This window comes from Gemmatimonadota bacterium, assembly GCA_041390125.1.
In the GTDB taxonomy this organism is placed as follows: domain Bacteria; phylum Gemmatimonadota; class Gemmatimonadetes; order Longimicrobiales; family Gaopeijiaceae; genus JAGQIF01.
On the sequence record JAWKQN010000015.1, the window covers coordinates 63,872 to 80,506 of the forward strand.

Below are 16,635 nucleotides of genomic sequence, written 5' to 3' on the forward strand. Positions count from 1 at the left end.
TACGGAGGTGTGCGATGTGGTTGATCCTGAGCGCCGGGCCGGACGCATCCGCGGCCTGGGCGGCGGAGCGCCTGCGCGCTCGATTCGGGGACGACGTGCGACACGTGACCCAGGAGGAGCTGGCCGGCGCCGTGCAGTGGCACCACTGGCTGGAGGGAGAGGAGATCGGGTTCACGGCTACGCTGCGGGACGGCCGGTTGCTGGACAGCCGCGACGTGTCGGGCACCTTGAACCGCGTCGTGCAGAGTCAGCCCGCCCACCTGGCGCTGGCCACGCCCGGCGACCGCGAGTATGCGGAGCAGGAGTTCGGCGCCCTGGTGTTGAGCGCGCTGGCCTGCCTGCGCGGACCGTTGCTCAATCCGCCCACGCCGCAGGGGCTGGGCGGGGCCTGGCGCCACACGGCCGAATGGGTGGCCCGCGCGGCGGCCGCGGGGCTTCCCACGGAGCCCTACCGCCTCTCCAGCGAAGGCCCCACCGATCCGGGAGGGGGATGGCAGCGCCTGCCCACCCCGGGCCGGGAGCGTCTGCGAACGTGGGTGGTGGGATCGCGGGTGCTCGGGGCTCCGCTCCCCTCCCTCGAGGCCGGCTGTCGCTCCCTGGCGCAGGCGGTGGAGACCCCCCTGCTCGGGATCGAGTTCGAGACGGACGGCGATCGCCTCACCTTCCACACCGCGCACCCCATGCCCGATCTCGTCGCGGGCGGGGAAGCGTTGGCCGATGCGCTGGCCGATGCGCTCGCGATCGGCGCGGAGGTGGCGGCATGATCCTGCTCGCCGGAATCCGGACGGAGGAGCCGCTCCAACGCGTGGCAGAGGAGCTCGAGCGCCGAGGCTCCCCGTTCCACCTCTTCCATCAACGCGACTTCGGGCGCACCACGTTGGACGTCGAGGTGGGACCGCGCGGCGTGCGCGGTGTGCTGCGCGGTCCAACCGGGACGGTGCCCCTGGAGCGGATCGGTAGCGCGTACCTGCGTCTCATGGACGACCGGTCCCTGCCCGAGCTCGAGCACGAGCCGCAGCATTCCCCGCGCCGCGCGCAGTGTCGCGCGTTGCACGAGGCGTTGCTGCGCTGGAGCGAGATCACCCCCGCGTGCATGGTCAACCGGCTGAGCGCCATGGGCTCGAACTTCTCGAAGCCCTACCAGGCGCAGGCCATCGTAGGCGTGGGGTTCTCCACGCCGCCCACGCTGGTCACCAACGATCCGGACGCGGTCGGGGAGTTCCGTCGGCGGCATGGCCGCGTGATCTACAAGTCGATCAGCGGCGTACGCTCCATCGTACGTGAGCTGGAGGACTCCGACCTGGCGCGCCTGGACCGCATCCGCTGGTGCCCCACCCAGTTCCAGGCCTACGTCGAGGGACGCGACGTGCGCGTGCACACGGTCGGCGACGCGGTGTTCGCCACGGCCATCACGACCACGGGGACCGACTACCGCTATGCCGCGCGCGAGGACGGCGGCAGCACGCGCCTCGAGCCGCTCGAGCTCCCAACCGCGCTGGCGCGCCGCTGTGTGGCGCTGTCGGGCCGCCTGGGCCTCGACTTCGCCGGCATCGACCTCAAGCTGGCTCCGGACGGCGAGGTGTTCTGCTTCGAGGTGAATCCCTGTCCGGCATACACGTACTACGAAGCGAACACGGGCCAGCCCATCGCGCGGGCGCTGGCGGGATACCTGGACGCGGCGTCCCGGGCCGCAGCGACGCGTTGGCCGGCGACCGCGTGAACGCCTGCCGACCCTCCACCACCGGTCCGGGTCCGGTCGCGCGGCCGTGGAGCCTCCGGACCCGGCTCAGCCGCCGGCGCTGCGGCGTGGAGGACGGCACTGCGGCCACGTCCCCGGTCGCCCGGTACGCTCGTCGGTGGGCAGCACACGCTGATCCACGGGCACGCGCTCGGGATCCTCGGACGCCTGGTACGCCAGCATGGCGGCCAACGTCGCGTTGTTGCGCAGGTCGTCGAAGACCACCTTGTCGTAGGTGTCCAGGTTGGTGTGCCAGGTGTATTGCCGGTAGTCGGGATAGCTGGACTGCAGGCGGAAGCCCGCGGCCGGCACGCAGATGAAGCTCATGTGGTCGCTGCCCCCCGTCTCTGGCACGCCCGGGATGTCCAGCTCGATGTGCTCGGTGATCTCGTCCGGCACCGCGCTGAGCCAGCGGCCGAAGTGGGCCCCCGCGCCCGTGAAGCCCTGCATGCGGATGAAGTCGATGCGCCAGGTCCCGTTGTCCTGGTTGAAGGCCGCCTGGAGGTTGCCCACCACGTCGGGATGATCGGCGGCAAAGGCCCCCGACCCCACCAGGCCCTGCTCCTCCCCGCCCCAGTGTCCGACCAGGAGGGTCCGACGCGGGTTCGGATAGGTGGCCTTCAGGATGCGCATGGCCTCCAGCATCATGATGGTGCCGGTCCCGTTGTCGGTGGCTCCCGACGCCCCGTCCCACGAGTCGAGGTGGGCCGACAACAGCACGTACTCGTTCGGCAACTCCCGACCCGGGATCGTGGCCACGACGTTGAACGCGGGGACGTCACCGAGGCTGCGGGCCTGCGCGTCGACCCGGATGCGCGGCGCCTGATCCCGCTCCGCCATGCGGTAGAGCAGCGTGTAGTCCTCGCAACTCACGTGCAGCGAGGGGACGCGTTCCGTCAGCGACGAGAAGATCTTGTCCGCACCCCATCCGGCCGACCACCGGTTCGTGAGCACGCCCGCTGCCCCGGCGGCCTCCAGGCGGGCCGGGAGATCGGCCCCCAGCCCCCGCATGCGCACCGCGAAGGCGGTGCGGGCCGAGTCGCGCCCAGCGCGCATCGTGGCGAAGGACGCTTCCGTGGCCCACTCCTCCCAGCTCTCGTCCGGCCGGCACGTGGGCTCCGGGAACGTCAGTAGCACGAACTTGCCTCGCACCTCGGGAAGCCAGCGCTCCAGGTCGGCGCCCGACGCCACGGAGGCGGGGATATCCACGACCTCCCCCTCCACGGGGCCGTCCGTCCCGGGGGACCAGGCCAGCATCATGGCCTGGAGGCTCCGCACCCGCGGCGCCAGCAGATCCACGTGGGTGATGCCGCGTTCCCATCCGGTCCACGTCCCGTACGGACGCTTCTCCGCCTGCACGCCCCACTCCCGGTAGCGCGAGATCAGCCAGTCTCCGGCGGCGTCGTACGCGGGCGATCCCATCAGCCGGGGACCGATGGAGTCCATCAGGGCCTGCGCCAGGGGCTCGACCTGGGAGCCCGAACCCATCCCCTGCTCCCACATGGCGCGGATCACGGGATCGGCCGTGGGGAAGGTCTGGGCCGGCGCCGCGCCGGGCAGCAGGGTCGCCAGCAGCACCGCGGCGAGGATGCGGAAGCGAACGAGGGTCGGTGTCATGGGACTCCGTCGGGTCGGCGGGGCTTCGCTGGAAGGGGTCCAACTGAGGCAGCGGCGCGCCGGCGGGCAAGGAGCGGGCTCGCGACGGGCAGCCCGTACGGGCCTCCGCTCCGGTCGTCCACGCCGGCCCTGGGACGGCGCGTGCCTTCCGCCCTGCCCGCTTTCCCACCGCGGCACGACGCATCAGGTTGCAGCGTCCCCCCCGTTCGACCGACCGGAGACCGCCGTGACCCACCCCGAGCCCCACGCCTCGCCCTACCCCAGCCCCACCCCCCCCGGAGCCGGGCGGCCCCGCCGATCCTGCGGACGGGACCTCCGCCGACAAGCCGCACAAGAAGGACAAGAAGAAGGGCAAGAAGCACAAGGAGGGGATGGGGTCGCAGCGCGGCGTGGAGACGATGTTCCGGACGTCGTACCAGTCGCACCTGAACCTCAGCTCGATGGCGGACAACAAGGCCAACATCATGATCTCGATCAACGGCATCATGATCTCGGTCGTCATCGCCTCCATCTCACCCAAGATCGACTCCAATCCCTGGCTCCTGGTGCCCACCGGCGTGCTGCTGCTGGGGTGCGCGATCTCCATGGTGTACGCCATCCTCGCGGCGCGGCCCCGTGTCACGCACCGGCGCGTGAGCCTGGAGGACGTGGAGTCCAACCGGTCCAACATCCTCTTCTTCGGAAATTTCGTGGGCATGCCCGAAGAGGAGTTCGTGTCGGGGCTCCGCTCCTTGCTCGAGAACACCGACCGGCTCTACACCAACATGATGCGCGACATCTACGGCCTCGGTCAGGTCCTGCAGCGCAAGTACACGCTGCTGCGGACGTCGTACACGGCCTTCATGGTGGCGCTCATCCTGAGCGTCCTGCTGTTCCTGGGTGTGTACATGGGGGTGGTGGGGGAGGTCGGAGCGGTCGGCACCGGATCGGTGGTGCCGTGATCGTCACCCTCTGGGGCACGCGGGGCACCTTTCCGGTCCCCGGCGCCGAGACGCTCCGTCACGGGGGCGACACCTCGTGTCTCTCCGTGGAGTGGGGCCGCAACGTCCTGGTCGTCGACGTGGGCACGGGCGCGCGACGCCTCGGCGCGGAGTTGAAGGGACGCGACGTGGACCTGAGCATCCTGCTCACCCACATCCATGGCGATCACGTGCTGGGGCTGCCGTTCTTCGCGCCCCTGTGGGAACGCGACCGCACCATCGTGATCTTCGACGCGGATACGGAGGAGGGACCCTGGAGCCCGCTGGCCCTGCTGGACGGGCGCCACTTCCCCGTGCGCGCCGCGGCGCTGCCGGCCTACGCCCGCCGGATCGCGGGGGATCCGATGCCCCACCTGAACGGGCTGGGGCTCCCCATCCGGCGACAACGCTGCAACCATCCGGGCCGGACGTACGGCTACCGGATCGGCGTTCCCGGCCGGGACGTCGTCTTCATGCCCGACAACGAGCTGGGCTCGAGCGCCGAGGGCCACATCCCGTTCGAGGCCTTCGTGCGCTTCGCGAACGGAGCCGCCGTGCTCGCGCACGACGCCCAGTTCACGGCGGACGAGATCCACCGACGCGGTGGCTGGGGACACAGCTCGATCGAGCAGGCGGTCGCGCTCGCGGAGGCGGCCGGGGTGGGCAAGCTCGTGCTGGTCCACCACGACCCCTGGCGCACGGACGATCAGCTGGACGCGCTCACCGCCGCCGCTGCACAGCGTACACGCATCCCGGTCGAGGCGGGCCGCGACGGGATGCGCTTGGAGCTGGGCGAGGACTGACGCCCGGGGCGCGGTCCCGCTCCGTCCTCGGGCCCCCCTGCCGCTGCCGGTGACGGACCGGCGTCAGCCCAGCGTCGTGCGCAGGTGCTCGGCCACGTCCCGGATGAAGCGGTGCACGGAGGCCTCCGCGATGCGGTGCCCCACCAGCGTGTCCACGGCGTTGCCTACCGCACCCCCGGGAACCTCGTACCGACCTTCGAACTCGAGCTGTGTCTCCGTCCCGGTGAGGGGATAGGCCGACAGCGTCCCCCGCATCAGGGGAAACAGCCGCGGGGAGTTCGCGCCCTCCCACTCCAGGTGGACGCGTGCCACGCTCTGCGAGGGTCGGCTTCCGGTCTCCTCCTGCGCCTCGGTCACGGTGATCGCGATCGGAGCGCCCACTTCGAGGCCGCCGATCTGCACCTTCAGGCCCGCCGCCACGTCCTCGGCCCGCGAGGCGGCCGCGCGCGTGGCGCGTCGGAAGACGTCGTGGGCATCGCCGAGCAAGGCATCGCGCACGTCCGACCAGGGGCGATTCACATAGTCGAACGCCCGTACCTCGCGGCCTCGTTCCATGGGCTCCTCCTCGGGAAGCGCTGCACGGGCGGGGGCCCGCGCGTCCGGGTCGCCCGCCTCCCCGGCGCGTGGGGCGATCGCGGGGGACCGCCGCTTGCACGGTCCGATGATACCACGCACGGGCGGCGCCCGCATCGTGGAGAGCCCCCCCGGAGCATCGGCGGGCCGAGCGGGGCGACGCCTGACCGGCTCGCCAAGGTTACCCCGTCGTTACAGACGGAGCGGTCCGCCGTTACCGGCTGCCCCCGAGTTTTCCACCCATCGGACGGGAAGGCTCGCGCGGAGGATGAAGTGCCTGGCTCCAACGGGACCGAACCGCGGTCACGCGTGCTCGTGGTCGAAGACGAGACGGACATCGCCGCCCTCATCGCCTACGAGCTGACGAGGGCCGGCTACCGCGTGGAGACCGCGACCACGGGCCGCGACGCCCTGCGGGCGGTCGAGCGGGAGGTGCCGGACCTGATCGTCCTGGACCGGATGCTCCCGGAGGTCTCGGGGGACGAGGTCCTGCGCCAGGTGCGCAGCGACGCCTCGCTCGGCACGCTCCCGGTGCTCATGCTCACGGCCAAGAAGGAGCAGGAGGACCGGATCCAGGGCCTCGAGCTGGGGGTCGACGACTACCTGACCAAGCCGTTCAGCCCCCGCGAGCTGGTCCTGCGCGTGCAGGCCATCCTGCGGCGGATCCGGGAGCCCGCGGTGGACACCGGCGTGCGCATCCTGCGCACGGGCCCGTTGGCGCTCAACCTGAGCTCGCACCAGGTCGCCTACGAGGGGAAGGAGCTCTCCGTGACCCCCACGGAGTTCCGCCTGCTGAAGGCGCTGATGGAACGGCCCGGCAAGACGCAGTCGCGCCGGCAGCTCCTGCAGCGCGCCTGGGACCTGGACGCCGCGATCTCCGACCGCATCCAGACCCGCACGGTGGACATGCACGTGCGCCGGCTGCGCGCGAAGCTGGGGGCTGCCGGAGACTGGATCGAGACCGTCCGCGGGTTCGGCTACCGCTTCCGGGTGCCGCCGGGCCGCTGACGCGGCAGGCCGCAGGCGCAGCGCGGCCCACGGCCGGGCCGGATCCGCAGCTCAGCGCTCCAGGACCTTCACGCGCTCCTCGTCCGCCCAGCGGAAGACCTTCCAGGTCCCCCTCCACTCCAGCGCCTCCTCGAAGAGCTGGGCCTCGGCCTGTGCGTCTCCGTCCACGCGGAAGCGCACCCAGCAGTCCGTTCGGACGCTGAAGCGGGCGAAGCGCCGGGTCTCCCCGTCACACCGCACGTCGGCGAACTCGACCTCGCGGTCGCGGAACCAATCCAGGTTGCGTCCCAGGGCGCGCCGGTTGCGGGTCTCGATGTTCTGCCACGCCAGGTCCACCGGGAAGCCGTCGGCAGCCGGGAGCTCCGGCCAGACCTTGGTGTTGTGCTCCTCCTCGCTGAGCCGCAGTCGATGCAGCGTGAGCGTGTCCCCGCGCGCGAACGCCGTCAGGGCCAGTTGACCCAGGGCGGGCAGGGACGTGGCGCCGCCTGCGAGCGCCGGAGGCGGGGGTGGTTCGCCGCCGCAGGCCGCGAGGAGCGTGAGGGCGGGCAGCAGCACACGAAGACGCCGATGTGGGATCATTCCTTGAAGCTCTGGAAATAGGCCGCGCCGGGCCAGCCCGAAGGCCGACCCGGCGCGTGACGCGTCGAGCACGACAGAGGAGTGGCCGCGCTCAACCCGCGTTCGGATCCCCCCAGCGGGTCCAGGCCGCCATGTACCAGGGGGTGGTGGCGGCCGGATCGACCGCACCGATGTAGTCCACCGTCTCCAGGCCGCTGTTCGCGGGCGGGGCCGGGCAGCCCGTGGCCGCCGGACCGGTCGCCGCCGGACGGAAGTCCGGAGCGTCGCGATCGAACGGGTCCGCCAGGCCGGGGTCGGCAATCTGGTTGCCGGCGCCCGCGTTCCAGACCGTGGCCTGGAAGCCGTCGCTGTCCGTGGAGAGGTCGTTGGCGTTGCTGAACAGGATGCTGGAGCCGACGGTCAGACGACCGACGGTCTCGGGATTGTCGACATCCAGGCCGGCCGTGCCGAACCCGGTGACGATCGCGCACATGACGGTGCCGCCCGTGCCGCGCCGCAGGAGCATCCCGATCGTCGACTCACCGGCCGTGCCGCCCTGACCGCCCACGCCCTTCCCGACCAGCGTGACGTTCCAGACGTTCGGGTTGGTGAACGGCTGCGCGTCGAAGTCGTCCTCGTTGCCGTCCACCTCGAAGCCGGTGTCGGCGTCGTCGGGGTTCTGCAGCGCGATCCAGAACTGGCCGTTGCCGGACCACCCGGTCGAGTAGTCGAACGAATCGTCCGAGATGTCGGTGGCGATCAGGTGGGTCGCGTCGACCGTGCCGCCGAACCACTCGAAGCCGTCGTCGAGGCCGTCGTGCGTCTGCACATGGTGCAGCTCCGTGCCGCTGCCGACACCGTTCAGCGTCAGCGCGTTCAGCTCGTTCCCGAAGCTCACCTCGAAGCCCGCGTATTCGATCCGCACGTACTTGAAGACGCCCGAGTTGTCCGCCAGGTCGGTTCCGCCGTACTGGCCGGAGCTGCCCTCACCCACGCACTCGTCGGCCGGGAAGTTGCACTGCGACAGCCCGTTGATCACCACGCCGCCCCAGTCCCCGGCCACCCGCTGACCGGCGGGTCGCGAGCTGGTGAAGACGATGGGGTTGGTCTCGGTTCCTTCCGCGAAGATCTGCCCACCCGTCCGGACGATGAGCGCCGTGGGCTGCACGGCCGCGTCGCCCAGGAGCAGGGTGCCGGCGGGGATGCGCAGGATGCCGCCGTCCTCGACCGTGACGATGCCCTGCAGCGTGTAGGTCGTGTCCGCGGAGAGCTGACGCGTCCCCGAGATGGTGCCGTTCAGGATGGCCGTACGGTTCTCCGCGGGGACCGCGATCTCCGCCAGCGCGCTCGCCGGCGACGCACCATCCGCGTTCACGGCGATCACCTGGTACTGGTAGGTGTTGCCAGCCGCGACGCCCGTGTCGGTGTAGCTCGTGCCGGTCACGCTGGCGGCCACGTCTGCGAACGCGCCGCCGCCCACCTGCCGGCGCTGTACACGGTAGGAGGTGGCGCCGCTCGACGCGCTCCAGCTCACGGTCACGTCCGCTCCGGACAGCGTGGCCGTCACGCCGCCGGGGGCGGCGGGCGGCTGCGGATCCGGATCGGTGCCGCTGTCGTCGCAGGCGCCGATGGCCACGGCCGCCGCGAGCCCGAAGGCCAGGATCTTCATGCGTCTGATGCTGAACATTCCGAACGTCTCCTCCGTTACGGATGGACCCGTGCCCAGGGCCCGGTGGGGCCGCCCCGGAGCGGGGCGGCCAGGTGTTGCGAGCGGAAGCGACGCCGGTCCATGTGCAGACTCAGCTCCCCACCTTGATGGAGACCGAGAAGGTCCGTCCCGTGTCGTAGGACCGGACGGGGTCGCCGCCTTGCGTGAACAGCACTTGATTCCCGAGGAGACGTCCCGCCGACAGCTTGAACGACAGGTTGTCCCGGAGCCTCTGCTCGAAGACCACGTCCAACTGGCTGCGTCCTTCCTCGTAGATGTCGGGCGTCGCTTCGCGGTTGACCGCGTCGATCCTGCGGCCGAAGCGATTGAAGAGCACCGTCGCCGTGGTGTTGCTGCCTTCGTTGAAGTAGCTCAGGCCCGCGTTGACCACGTAGGGGGACTGCCCCTGCAGGGCGCGGTTGCGCTCCAGCACCGTGATCTCGGATGCGCCGGTGCCGGGCAGGTAGTAGCGGATCAGGCCGCCCGCATCCACGTCCGACTGCACCAGGGTGATGTTGGCGTTCGCGGTGAACGGCGTGAGCCCATCGGCGAAGATGGACAGCGGCGCGCGCAGCTCGATCTCGGTCCCGTAGTTCTGCGCGCTCGGCGCGTTCACCCAGGTCTTGATGAGCTCGGTGCTGGGAAGCACCTGCACCTCGATCGGGTTCGTGAAGTCCTTGTAGAAACCCGAGATCGCGATCAGGGCGCCCGGCTGGAAGAACCACTCCCAGCGCAGGTCGTAGTTCTGGATGCGGCTCACGTCCAGCTCCGGGTTCCCGACCACCAGGAATCCACCGGCGTAGTCCGCGAAGGAGAACGGCGCCAGCTCGCGGAGCTGGGGGCGGGCCAGCGTCTGCGACGCGCTGGCGCGGATGTTCATGGCCTCGCCGAGGTTCAGCGTCAGGTTGATCGCCGGAAGCACCTGCGTGCGCTCGAGGTCCGCCCCGGTCAACGGGGTCTGACCCGCCTGCGGGAAGAGGTCCGTCGGGTCCACCAGCTGGCGGGAACGCTCCACCCGGGCGCCGCCCACGAGGCGCAGCCGCGGCAGGATCTCCGCATCCATCATCACGTAGGCTGCGTCGATGTCCTCGGAGGCCGTGTAGTTGTCCGTCCGGAAGGTGGCTTCCTGGATCTCGAAGCCCGTCGGCGAGATGTACTGGGGCTGGAACAGCTCGTCCGGCTCCAGCGCGCGCACCTCGGAGTTGATGTCGGATCCCTGGGGCCGGAAGCGGAAGCGGCGGGAGTACGCGTCCCGGTCCTTCCGGTCCGCGCTGGCGCCCACCTGCAGCGTGGCGGGAAGGCCGCGCAGCGTGAAGGGCACCTTGAGGTTGGCACCGCCGCTCATGCCGTCGTCCACCATGTCCTGGTGGAAGACGCTGCCGCTCTGGATGAAGTCGTCCCAGAAGAACTGCCCGTTGAATTCGCGGTACAGCGACTCGCGGGTGTTGGGCTCGTAGCGCTCGGCGCGCGTGTAGCTGGCGCGCCAGTCGAAGCCCACGTTGCCGAGGCCGGAGAACTCGTGTTGCCCGCGCAGCTGACCGTTGGTCAGCGTCTGGGCCACGTACTGGATGCGCGTGTTCCGCTGGTCGGTGTTCGAATCCAGGTTGAACCCCTGGAGCGAACGGGCCGCGTCGTCGGTGAGCCGGTTGTAGACGCCGTTGATGGTCAGCCGGTGCGTGGGCGCCAGCTCGTAGGACGCGTTGACGAGCGCGCCCAGGGACACCGAGTGCGTCGTCACCTGTCCGGCGTAGTCCACCTCGGGGTCGCTGCCGCCCGACGCGCTGAACGCGCGCTCGACGAGATCGGTCTGGACGCCGTAGTCGCTCGACTGGTTGATGGAGGCCAGGAAGCCGAACGAGCGGTCGAAGAGCTCGAACTCGTCACCGAACGACAGCCCGAAGCTCTCGTTCACGGGAATCGACTGGTTCGACGGCCCCCAGGCACCGCTGAAGGCCTGTCCGAAAGCCTGGAGCTCGGCGGGCGTGAAGTTCGAGCGGTTGATGGGCCGGTCTCCGGGCAGGAGGGACGGCAGGTCGCGCGTGCCGTCGTCGAAGCCCAGGAAGTCGTAGCCGCCCCCGGCGTAGCCGAGGCCGTCCTGCAGGGACACGGCGGAGTTGTAGCCGGAAGAGGCGCTGACGTTGAAGATGCGGAACGCGGGGAAGTCCTTGGTGCGGAGCTGGACCAGCCCGCCCGCGTAGTCCCCCGGCTGGTCGGGCGAATAGCTCTTCGCCGTCACGATGCTCTCGAGCATGCTCGAGGGAATGACGTCCAGCGGGATGACCTTCTTGTCCGGCACCGGCGACGCCAGGGGCGCGCCGTTGAGCGTGGTCGAGCTGTAGCGCTCGCCGAGCCCGCGCACGTACGCGTATTTCCCGTCCACGACGGACAGCCCGGGCACGCGCCGTAGCGCGGCCGCCGCGTCTCCGTCCGGAGAGCGGGCGATCTGGTCGGCGCCGATGGCGTCCACGACGACCGGCGCCTTCTGGCGCTCGGTGATCAGGGCGACGGTGTTGCCGCGCTCCGCCTCGGCCGTGACCACCAGCGCGTCGAGCGCGATCGCCTCGGGCTCGAGCGAGACGTCCAGGGTGACGGTCTGACCGGTCTGGACCTGGACGCCGGTCACGGTCTTGGACGCGAATCCGAGCAGATCCACCCGGAGCTCGACCGTTCCGGCCGGAACGGATCGCAACACGAACCGCCCATCCAACGACGAAAGCGTGCCTACCCCCGTGTCCGGGATGTAGACCTGTGCGTTGGAGAGTGGCTCTCCATTCTGCGCGCTTACCACGCGCCCTACGATCCGTCCGTCGCTCGTGGCCTGGGCGCCTGCTGCCGCGCCCGAGGTCAGGATCAGGAACGCCGCCACCAGGGTGGAGCGTCCGACGGACCGGAGGAAATCGACCAACGCGTGCATATGCGCTGTCTCCTCTGCGAGTTCCCATGGGTCCGGTGAGCCGACCATTCGACTCGGATGGAACGCTACCGGGCGGGAGTAACAGGGCACGCGCGGGAGTGTGACGGATTGGTAAAGGAGGCAAGTCGTTGATACAGAACAGCTTGGAGAACGTGGACCTCAGGCGCGGGCCTACGGCCCGTTACGGGCCGCAGGGCTCGGTGACGGACCGAGGCCGGAGACGTCCCCGGGGCCACGGGGATGCGCGGCCCGTCTGGAGCGATTCGCTCCGACCCGGTGGCCGGATCCGGCGCAGCGCGGCCGCAACAGGGGTTTGGAGCGCGCGCGCGAGCGAGCAGGCCGTCCTCTGGCATGGCCGCTGCACCCTGACTCCCCAGCGCGCGGCGACGCCGCGCACCCGAGACCGTCAAGGAGTGGGTATGCGATATCGGACCTTCGCAGGTCGGGCTACGATCCTGGTGTTCCTGGCCTCCACCGCCGCCTCGTGCGCGTCGCTCCGCGAGGAGACGCAGGCCGAGGAAGGCGCTGCCGTCGGAGCGGCCACCGGCGCAGTGGTGGGAGCCGTGATCGGCTCCCGGAGCGGCTCGACCGCCAAGGGCGCGATCCTGGGCGCCGTGGTGGGAGGCACCGCCGGCGCCATCATCGGCAGCCGGATGGACGAACAGGCGGACGACCTCGAGGACGAGCTGGAGGGGGCGACCGTCGAGCGCGTGGGCGAGGGCATCCAGGTCACCTTCGAGTCGGGGATCCTCTTCGGATTCGATTCGGATCGCCTCCTGGCGGACGCGGAAACGAACCTGACGGAGCTCGCCAGCTCGTTGGAGGAGTATCCCGGCACCAACCTGCTGATCGTCGGCCACACCGACGCGACGGGCAGCGACCGCTACAACCAGGGGCTGTCGGAGCGGCGGGCCCAGGCCGCTGCGCGTTTCCTCTCCGCCCGCGGCGTCGACGCAGACCGGATCGAGCAGCGCGGCCTGGGCGAGACGGAGCCTGTCGCGAGCAACGAGACGGAGGACGGTCGCGCCCTCAACCGCCGCGTCGAGGTGGCCATCTTCGCCAGCGATTCCCTGCAGGCCGCCGCCCGCCGCCGGGCGGGCAGTGGGTCCTGACCCGGCACCGACGCGCCAGGGCATCCCGCGGCGCCTCTCCTCCGGGAGGGGCGCCGCGGTCGTTCTCGGATCCGCGGAGGGCCCGGCGGTCGTTCCTCCGGAGGCCGCGCCGTAGATTGCGCCCTGTCCGAGCCCGGAAGCCCCTGATCCCCCTCCCACGCGGAGCGCATACGTGAAGCCACCCCTGCGGTCCTTGCGGGTCGCGGCGCTGCTCTGGGTCGCCTGCGCGGCGCCGCCGGCGTCCGCACAGATCCTCGAACCGGCCACCCCCGCCAGCGTCGGCATCTCCGAGGCCCGCTTGGAGCGCTGGGACCGGCTCGCGCGAGCCTACGTGGACTCGAGCCGCATCGCCGGAGTGGTCAGCCTGGTCGCCCGGGACGGCAAGCTCGTCCATCTGCGGGCGTACGGCTCCCTCGACGTGGAGGAGGGCCGGCCGATGCGTACCGACGCGCTGTTCCGCATCGCCTCCATGACCAAGGCCGTCACCAGCGTCGCCGCCATGATGCTCGTGGAGGAGGGTCGACTGGCCCTCGACGAGCCGGTGTCCCGGTACATCCCGGCGTTCGCGGCCTCGCGGGTGGCCGTACCCGACAGCACACGCTTCGGAGGCCTCCTGTTCTCCGAGCGGGCACCCTCGCGTGAGATCACCGTCCGCGACCTCCTCACCCACACCTCCGGCATCTCCTACGGCGGAGGCCGGCTGGCCCAACGCTATCAGGAGGCGGGCGTCTACCTCTGGTACTTCGCGGACAAGCCGGAGCCGATCGGCACCACCATGGAGCGGCTGGCCACGCTGCCCTTCGAAGCGCACCCGGGGAGCGCGTGGGTCTACGGCTTCTCGACCGACGTCCTCGGCCGCGTGGTCGAGGTGGCGTCGGGGCTGCCGCTCGACCGCTTCTTCCGCGAGCGCATCTTCGAGCCGCTCGGCATGCGGGACACGCACTTCTATCCGCCCGCCTCCAAGGCGGACCGCATGGCGACCGTCTACTCCGCCAACGCGGCGGGGCAGATCCATCGCGCCGCCGACGAGGGCATGGGTCAGGGCGACTATCTGACCGGTCCACGCCAGAGCTTCTCCGGCGGCGCCGGCCTCGTCAGCACCGCGCAGGACTATGCGCGCTTCCTCCAGGCCCTCCTCGATGGGGGTCGGCTCGGCGATGCGCGCATCCTGGCCCCGGCAACCGTGGACCTGATGACCGTCAATCACGTGGACACCCTCTACCGGCAGCCCGGGCGTGGCTTCGGCCTGGGCTTCGAGATCCTGGAGGACCCGGGGGCCGCGGGTCTCTACGGCTCGCCCGGGACGTTCGGGTGGGGCAGCGCCTACTACTCGACCTACTGGGTCGATCCCCAGGAGCGGCTGGTGGGCATCTTCCTCGCCCAGCTCGTCCCGGCCGGCGGACTCGATCTCCAGCCGAAGTTCCGCACGCTGGTCTATCAGGCGATCACCGGACCGGTCCCGTAGGTCCACCTGACGGATCGACCCGTCGCGGGTCTGCTTCGCCGGGCCTCTGTCCGTCGGGGAACCGCGGAGGGCGGACCGGCGCGTTCGGGCCGGACCCGCGCCGGTGCGATCCCCGGACCGACGCGAGGGGCGATCCCCGCCGGTCGGCGGTTTGAGCGGCGCCCCCCTGCGGCGTTAGCGTGGTGGGGAGCGCATGGCTCCCAGGTCGCTCCGGCGGAGGCGCGGTGGGGTTCTTCGATCAGTTGAAGCAGCGACGGATCTTCCAGATCGTGGCGTCCTACGCCGCCGCGGGCTGGGTCGTCGTGAGCGTGATCGACCAGTTCGTCGATCGCGAGATCGTGCCGGCCGCCGCCTACAACGTGACGCTCGCCTGGTATCTGGCCGGGCTGCTCATCGCGCTGGTGGTGGGGTGGTACCACGGGGAGAGGGGCCGTCAGCGCGTCTCCCGCGACGAGATGGCCCTGCTCGGGCTGTGCGTGCTCGTGGGCGTGGGGCTCACCGTTCTGCTCCGCACCCCGTCCGCGGCCGCGGCCGGCCGGGAGGTCGGTGTGCTGGAAGCCGGCACGCCCGGGCTGGACCCGCATCGCCTCGCGGTCCTCTACCTGGACGACGTCTCCCCGGATCGCTCCCTCGAGCACGTGGCGGACGGGCTCACCGAGACGTTGATCGACGAGCTGGCGGCCGTCCCGGCCCTCAATGTGGTGAGCAAGAACGGCGCGCTCCAGTTCAAGCTCCTCGAGCTGCCGCGGGATTCTGTGGCCCGCTCGGTGGGCGCGGGCACCATCGTGACCGGTTCCGTGGAGAACGCTCCCGCTGGACGGATCCGCGTGAACGTGGCGCTGTCGGACGGCGCCAGTGGCACCGAGTTCCGGCGCGGATCGTTCGAGCGCGCCGGCGACGACCTGCTCGCGCTCCAGTCGGACCTGGGCGCCGAGGTGGCGCGTATGCTCCGGGAGTGGTTGGGTGAGGAGATCGCGCTGCGGATGGATGCCGCCGAGACCCGCAACGTGGCGGCCTGGGCCCAGGTCCAGCGTGGGGAGCAGGCCCGGAAGGACTTCGAGCTGCGCCTGGTCCAGGACGACCTGGACGGGGCGCTCGCCCGTTGGCAACGGGCGGACTCCTTCTTCGTCGCGGCCAGCGCGCTGGAGCCGCGCTGGTCCCGACCGCAGGTGCAGCGGGCCGAGCTGGCGGTGCGCATGGCGCAACTCACCGCGGGAGACCTGGACGAAGCTGCCGCGTGGATCGAGCGGGGACTCGAGGATGCCGAGCGCGCCCTGACGCTCGACGCCGCCAACGGACGCGCGCTCGAGCACCGCGGCACGCTCCGCTACCTGCGCTGGCGTCTGGGGCTGGAGCCCGAACCCGCCGCCGCCGAGGCATTGCTGGCCTCCGCGGAGCAGGACCTGACCCGGGCGACCACGCTGGATTCCAACCTGGCCAACGCGTGGAATCTGCTGTCCATCATCCGCTCCCAGCAGAACGACATCGTCGGAGCCAAGGTCAACGCCCTGCGGGCGTATGAGGAGGACGCGTTTCTGCGCTCCGCGCAGGACGTGCTGTGGCGGCTCTACGCGACCTCGTACGACCTGGAGCAGTTCGACGATGCGGTCGCCTCCTGCGACGAGGGCCGCCGTCGCTTTCCGGCGGCGGCGGAGTTCGTCGAGTGCCGGCTCTGGCTGCTGGCAGCGGGCGCCGTACCGGCGGATGCTTCGCGCGCCTGGGCGCTGGCGGACACGCTCGTGGCGCTGAGCCCGCCGCACCTGCGCGAATGGAACCGCGTCATCGGACAGATCACGGTGGCCGGAACGCTGGCCCGGGCCCAGTTGCCCGACAGCGCGGACGCGGTGCTGAGGGCCAGCCGGGCCGGGCCCGACGTCGATCCGACGCGGGAGTTGCTGGCGTTCGAGGCCGTGGTGCGGGTCCAGATGGGCCAACGCGCCGAAGCCGTGGACCTCCTGCGCAGCTACCTCGAGGCCAGCCCGGAGCACCGGGAGGGATGGCGCTGGACCAATCACTGGTGGTGGAAGGACCTCCAGGACGATCCCGGATTCCAGCGGCTGCTGACCGCGTCCTGAGCCCGGCCGCGGGGCGCGGGGAGCGACCCGCCGTCTAGCGCCAGGAGAGCGTCCGTTCCCCGGCGGGTCGCCACTGCACCGCGAGGCGCGCCCGCGTCTCACGCC

General features: G+C 71.0%; 13 protein-coding genes. 8 read left to right on the top strand and 5 right to left on the bottom strand.

Annotated features, from left to right (window positions below; translation table 11 throughout):
- The first annotated feature begins 14 nt into the window (after positions 1-14).
- Both R3E98_16745 and R3E98_16750 read left to right on the top strand, forming a co-directional pair.
- Positions 15-764 (top strand): hypothetical protein, encoded by a 750-nt coding sequence (locus tag R3E98_16745; protein ID MEZ4425046.1) that lies wholly within the window; start codon positions 15-17, stop codon positions 762-764.
- The gene (locus R3E98_16750; protein ID MEZ4425047.1) at positions 761-1,720 is read left to right on the top strand and encodes a glutathione synthase; all 960 of its coding nucleotides are present in this window, start codon (positions 761-763) and stop codon (positions 1,718-1,720) included. The genes R3E98_16745 and R3E98_16750 overlap by 4 nt, the downstream gene beginning before the upstream one ends.
- Before the next feature lie 66 nt (positions 1,721-1,786).
- Here the strand turns inward: R3E98_16750 and R3E98_16755 are convergent, their stop codons facing one another.
- Positions 1,787-3,355: a M20/M25/M40 family metallo-hydrolase gene (locus R3E98_16755; GenBank protein ID MEZ4425048.1), complete on the bottom strand. Its 1,569-nt coding sequence runs from the start codon at positions 3,353-3,355 to the stop codon at positions 1,787-1,789.
- A 371-nt stretch (positions 3,356-3,726) separates the two neighbouring features.
- Here R3E98_16755 and R3E98_16760 point away from each other — a divergent pair, with 371 nt between their 5' ends.
- Together R3E98_16760 and R3E98_16765 are read left to right on the top strand one after the other, a co-directional pair.
- Complete coding sequence (locus R3E98_16760; GenBank protein ID MEZ4425049.1) at positions 3,727-4,296, top strand: DUF5706 domain-containing protein; 570 nt, start codon at positions 3,727-3,729, stop codon at positions 4,294-4,296.
- Complete coding sequence (locus tag R3E98_16765) at positions 4,293-5,117, top strand: MBL fold metallo-hydrolase (protein MEZ4425050.1); 825 nt, start codon at positions 4,293-4,295, stop codon at positions 5,115-5,117. The genes R3E98_16760 and R3E98_16765 overlap by 4 nt, the downstream gene beginning before the upstream one ends.
- Before the next feature lie 63 nt (positions 5,118-5,180).
- Here R3E98_16765 and R3E98_16770 read toward each other — a convergent pair whose 3' ends face one another.
- Complete coding sequence (locus tag R3E98_16770; protein ID MEZ4425051.1) at positions 5,181-5,672, bottom strand: hypothetical protein; 492 nt, start codon at positions 5,670-5,672, stop codon at positions 5,181-5,183.
- Between the two features lie 327 nt (positions 5,673-5,999).
- On the opposite strand from R3E98_16770, the gene R3E98_16775 reads away from it, so the two are divergent.
- Positions 6,000-6,698 (top strand): response regulator transcription factor, encoded by a 699-nt coding sequence (locus R3E98_16775; GenBank protein ID MEZ4425052.1) that lies wholly within the window; start codon positions 6,000-6,002, stop codon positions 6,696-6,698.
- Between the two features lie 51 nt (positions 6,699-6,749).
- Here R3E98_16775 and R3E98_16780 read toward each other — a convergent pair whose 3' ends face one another.
- From R3E98_16780 to R3E98_16790, 3 genes are all read right to left on the bottom strand, one after another.
- Entirely contained in the window at positions 6,750-7,277 is a 528-nt protein-coding gene (locus R3E98_16780) for a hypothetical protein (GenBank protein ID MEZ4425053.1), read from the bottom strand.
- A gap of 91 nt (positions 7,278-7,368) precedes the next feature.
- The gene (locus R3E98_16785; GenBank protein ID MEZ4425054.1) at positions 7,369-8,943 is read right to left on the bottom strand and encodes a fibronectin type III domain-containing protein; all 1,575 of its coding nucleotides are present in this window, start codon (positions 8,941-8,943) and stop codon (positions 7,369-7,371) included.
- A gap of 112 nt (positions 8,944-9,055) precedes the next feature.
- Entirely contained in the window at positions 9,056-11,878 is a 2,823-nt protein-coding gene (locus tag R3E98_16790; protein MEZ4425055.1) for a carboxypeptidase-like regulatory domain-containing protein, read from the bottom strand.
- A gap of 419 nt (positions 11,879-12,297) precedes the next feature.
- Between R3E98_16790 and R3E98_16795 the strand changes: the two genes are divergently transcribed.
- The 3 genes from R3E98_16795 to R3E98_16805 all read left to right on the top strand — a co-directional run bounded on the left by R3E98_16795 (position 12,298) and on the right by R3E98_16805 (position 16,530).
- Positions 12,298-12,990 (top strand): OmpA family protein, encoded by a 693-nt coding sequence (locus tag R3E98_16795; protein MEZ4425056.1) that lies wholly within the window; start codon positions 12,298-12,300, stop codon positions 12,988-12,990.
- Positions 12,991-13,162: 172 nt separating this feature from the next.
- Positions 13,163-14,455 (top strand): serine hydrolase domain-containing protein, encoded by a 1,293-nt coding sequence (locus R3E98_16800; protein ID MEZ4425057.1) that lies wholly within the window; start codon positions 13,163-13,165, stop codon positions 14,453-14,455.
- Positions 14,456-14,679: 224 nt separating this feature from the next.
- Positions 14,680-16,530 carry a hypothetical protein gene (locus R3E98_16805; GenBank protein ID MEZ4425058.1) on the top strand — a complete coding sequence of 617 codons (1,851 nt, stop codon included), beginning with the start codon at positions 14,680-14,682 and terminating at the stop codon, positions 16,528-16,530.
- Positions 16,531-16,635 lie beyond the last annotated feature (105 nt).

Excerpts from the sequence above, each read along its gene's own strand:
- R3E98_16745 (MEZ4425046.1), top strand. The coding sequence starts at position 15 with ATGTGGTTGATCCTGAGCGCCGGGCCGGACGCATCCGCGGCCTGGGCG.
- R3E98_16750 (MEZ4425047.1), top strand. The coding sequence starts at position 761 with ATGATCCTGCTCGCCGGAATCCGGACGGAGGAGCCGCTCCAACGCGTG.
- R3E98_16755 (MEZ4425048.1), bottom strand. The coding sequence starts at position 3,355 with ATGACACCGACCCTCGTTCGCTTCCGCATCCTCGCCGCGGTGCTGCTG.
- R3E98_16760 (MEZ4425049.1), top strand. The coding sequence starts at position 3,727 with ATGGGGTCGCAGCGCGGCGTGGAGACGATGTTCCGGACGTCGTACCAG.
- R3E98_16770 (MEZ4425051.1), bottom strand. The coding sequence starts at position 5,672 with ATGGAACGAGGCCGCGAGGTACGGGCGTTCGACTATGTGAATCGCCCC.
- R3E98_16780 (MEZ4425053.1), bottom strand. The coding sequence starts at position 7,277 with ATGATCCCACATCGGCGTCTTCGTGTGCTGCTGCCCGCCCTCACGCTC.
- R3E98_16785 (MEZ4425054.1), bottom strand. The coding sequence starts at position 8,943 with ATGTTCAGCATCAGACGCATGAAGATCCTGGCCTTCGGGCTCGCGGCG.
- R3E98_16790 (MEZ4425055.1), bottom strand. The coding sequence starts at position 11,878 with ATGCACGCGTTGGTCGATTTCCTCCGGTCCGTCGGACGCTCCACCCTG.
- R3E98_16795 (MEZ4425056.1), top strand. The coding sequence starts at position 12,298 with ATGCGATATCGGACCTTCGCAGGTCGGGCTACGATCCTGGTGTTCCTG.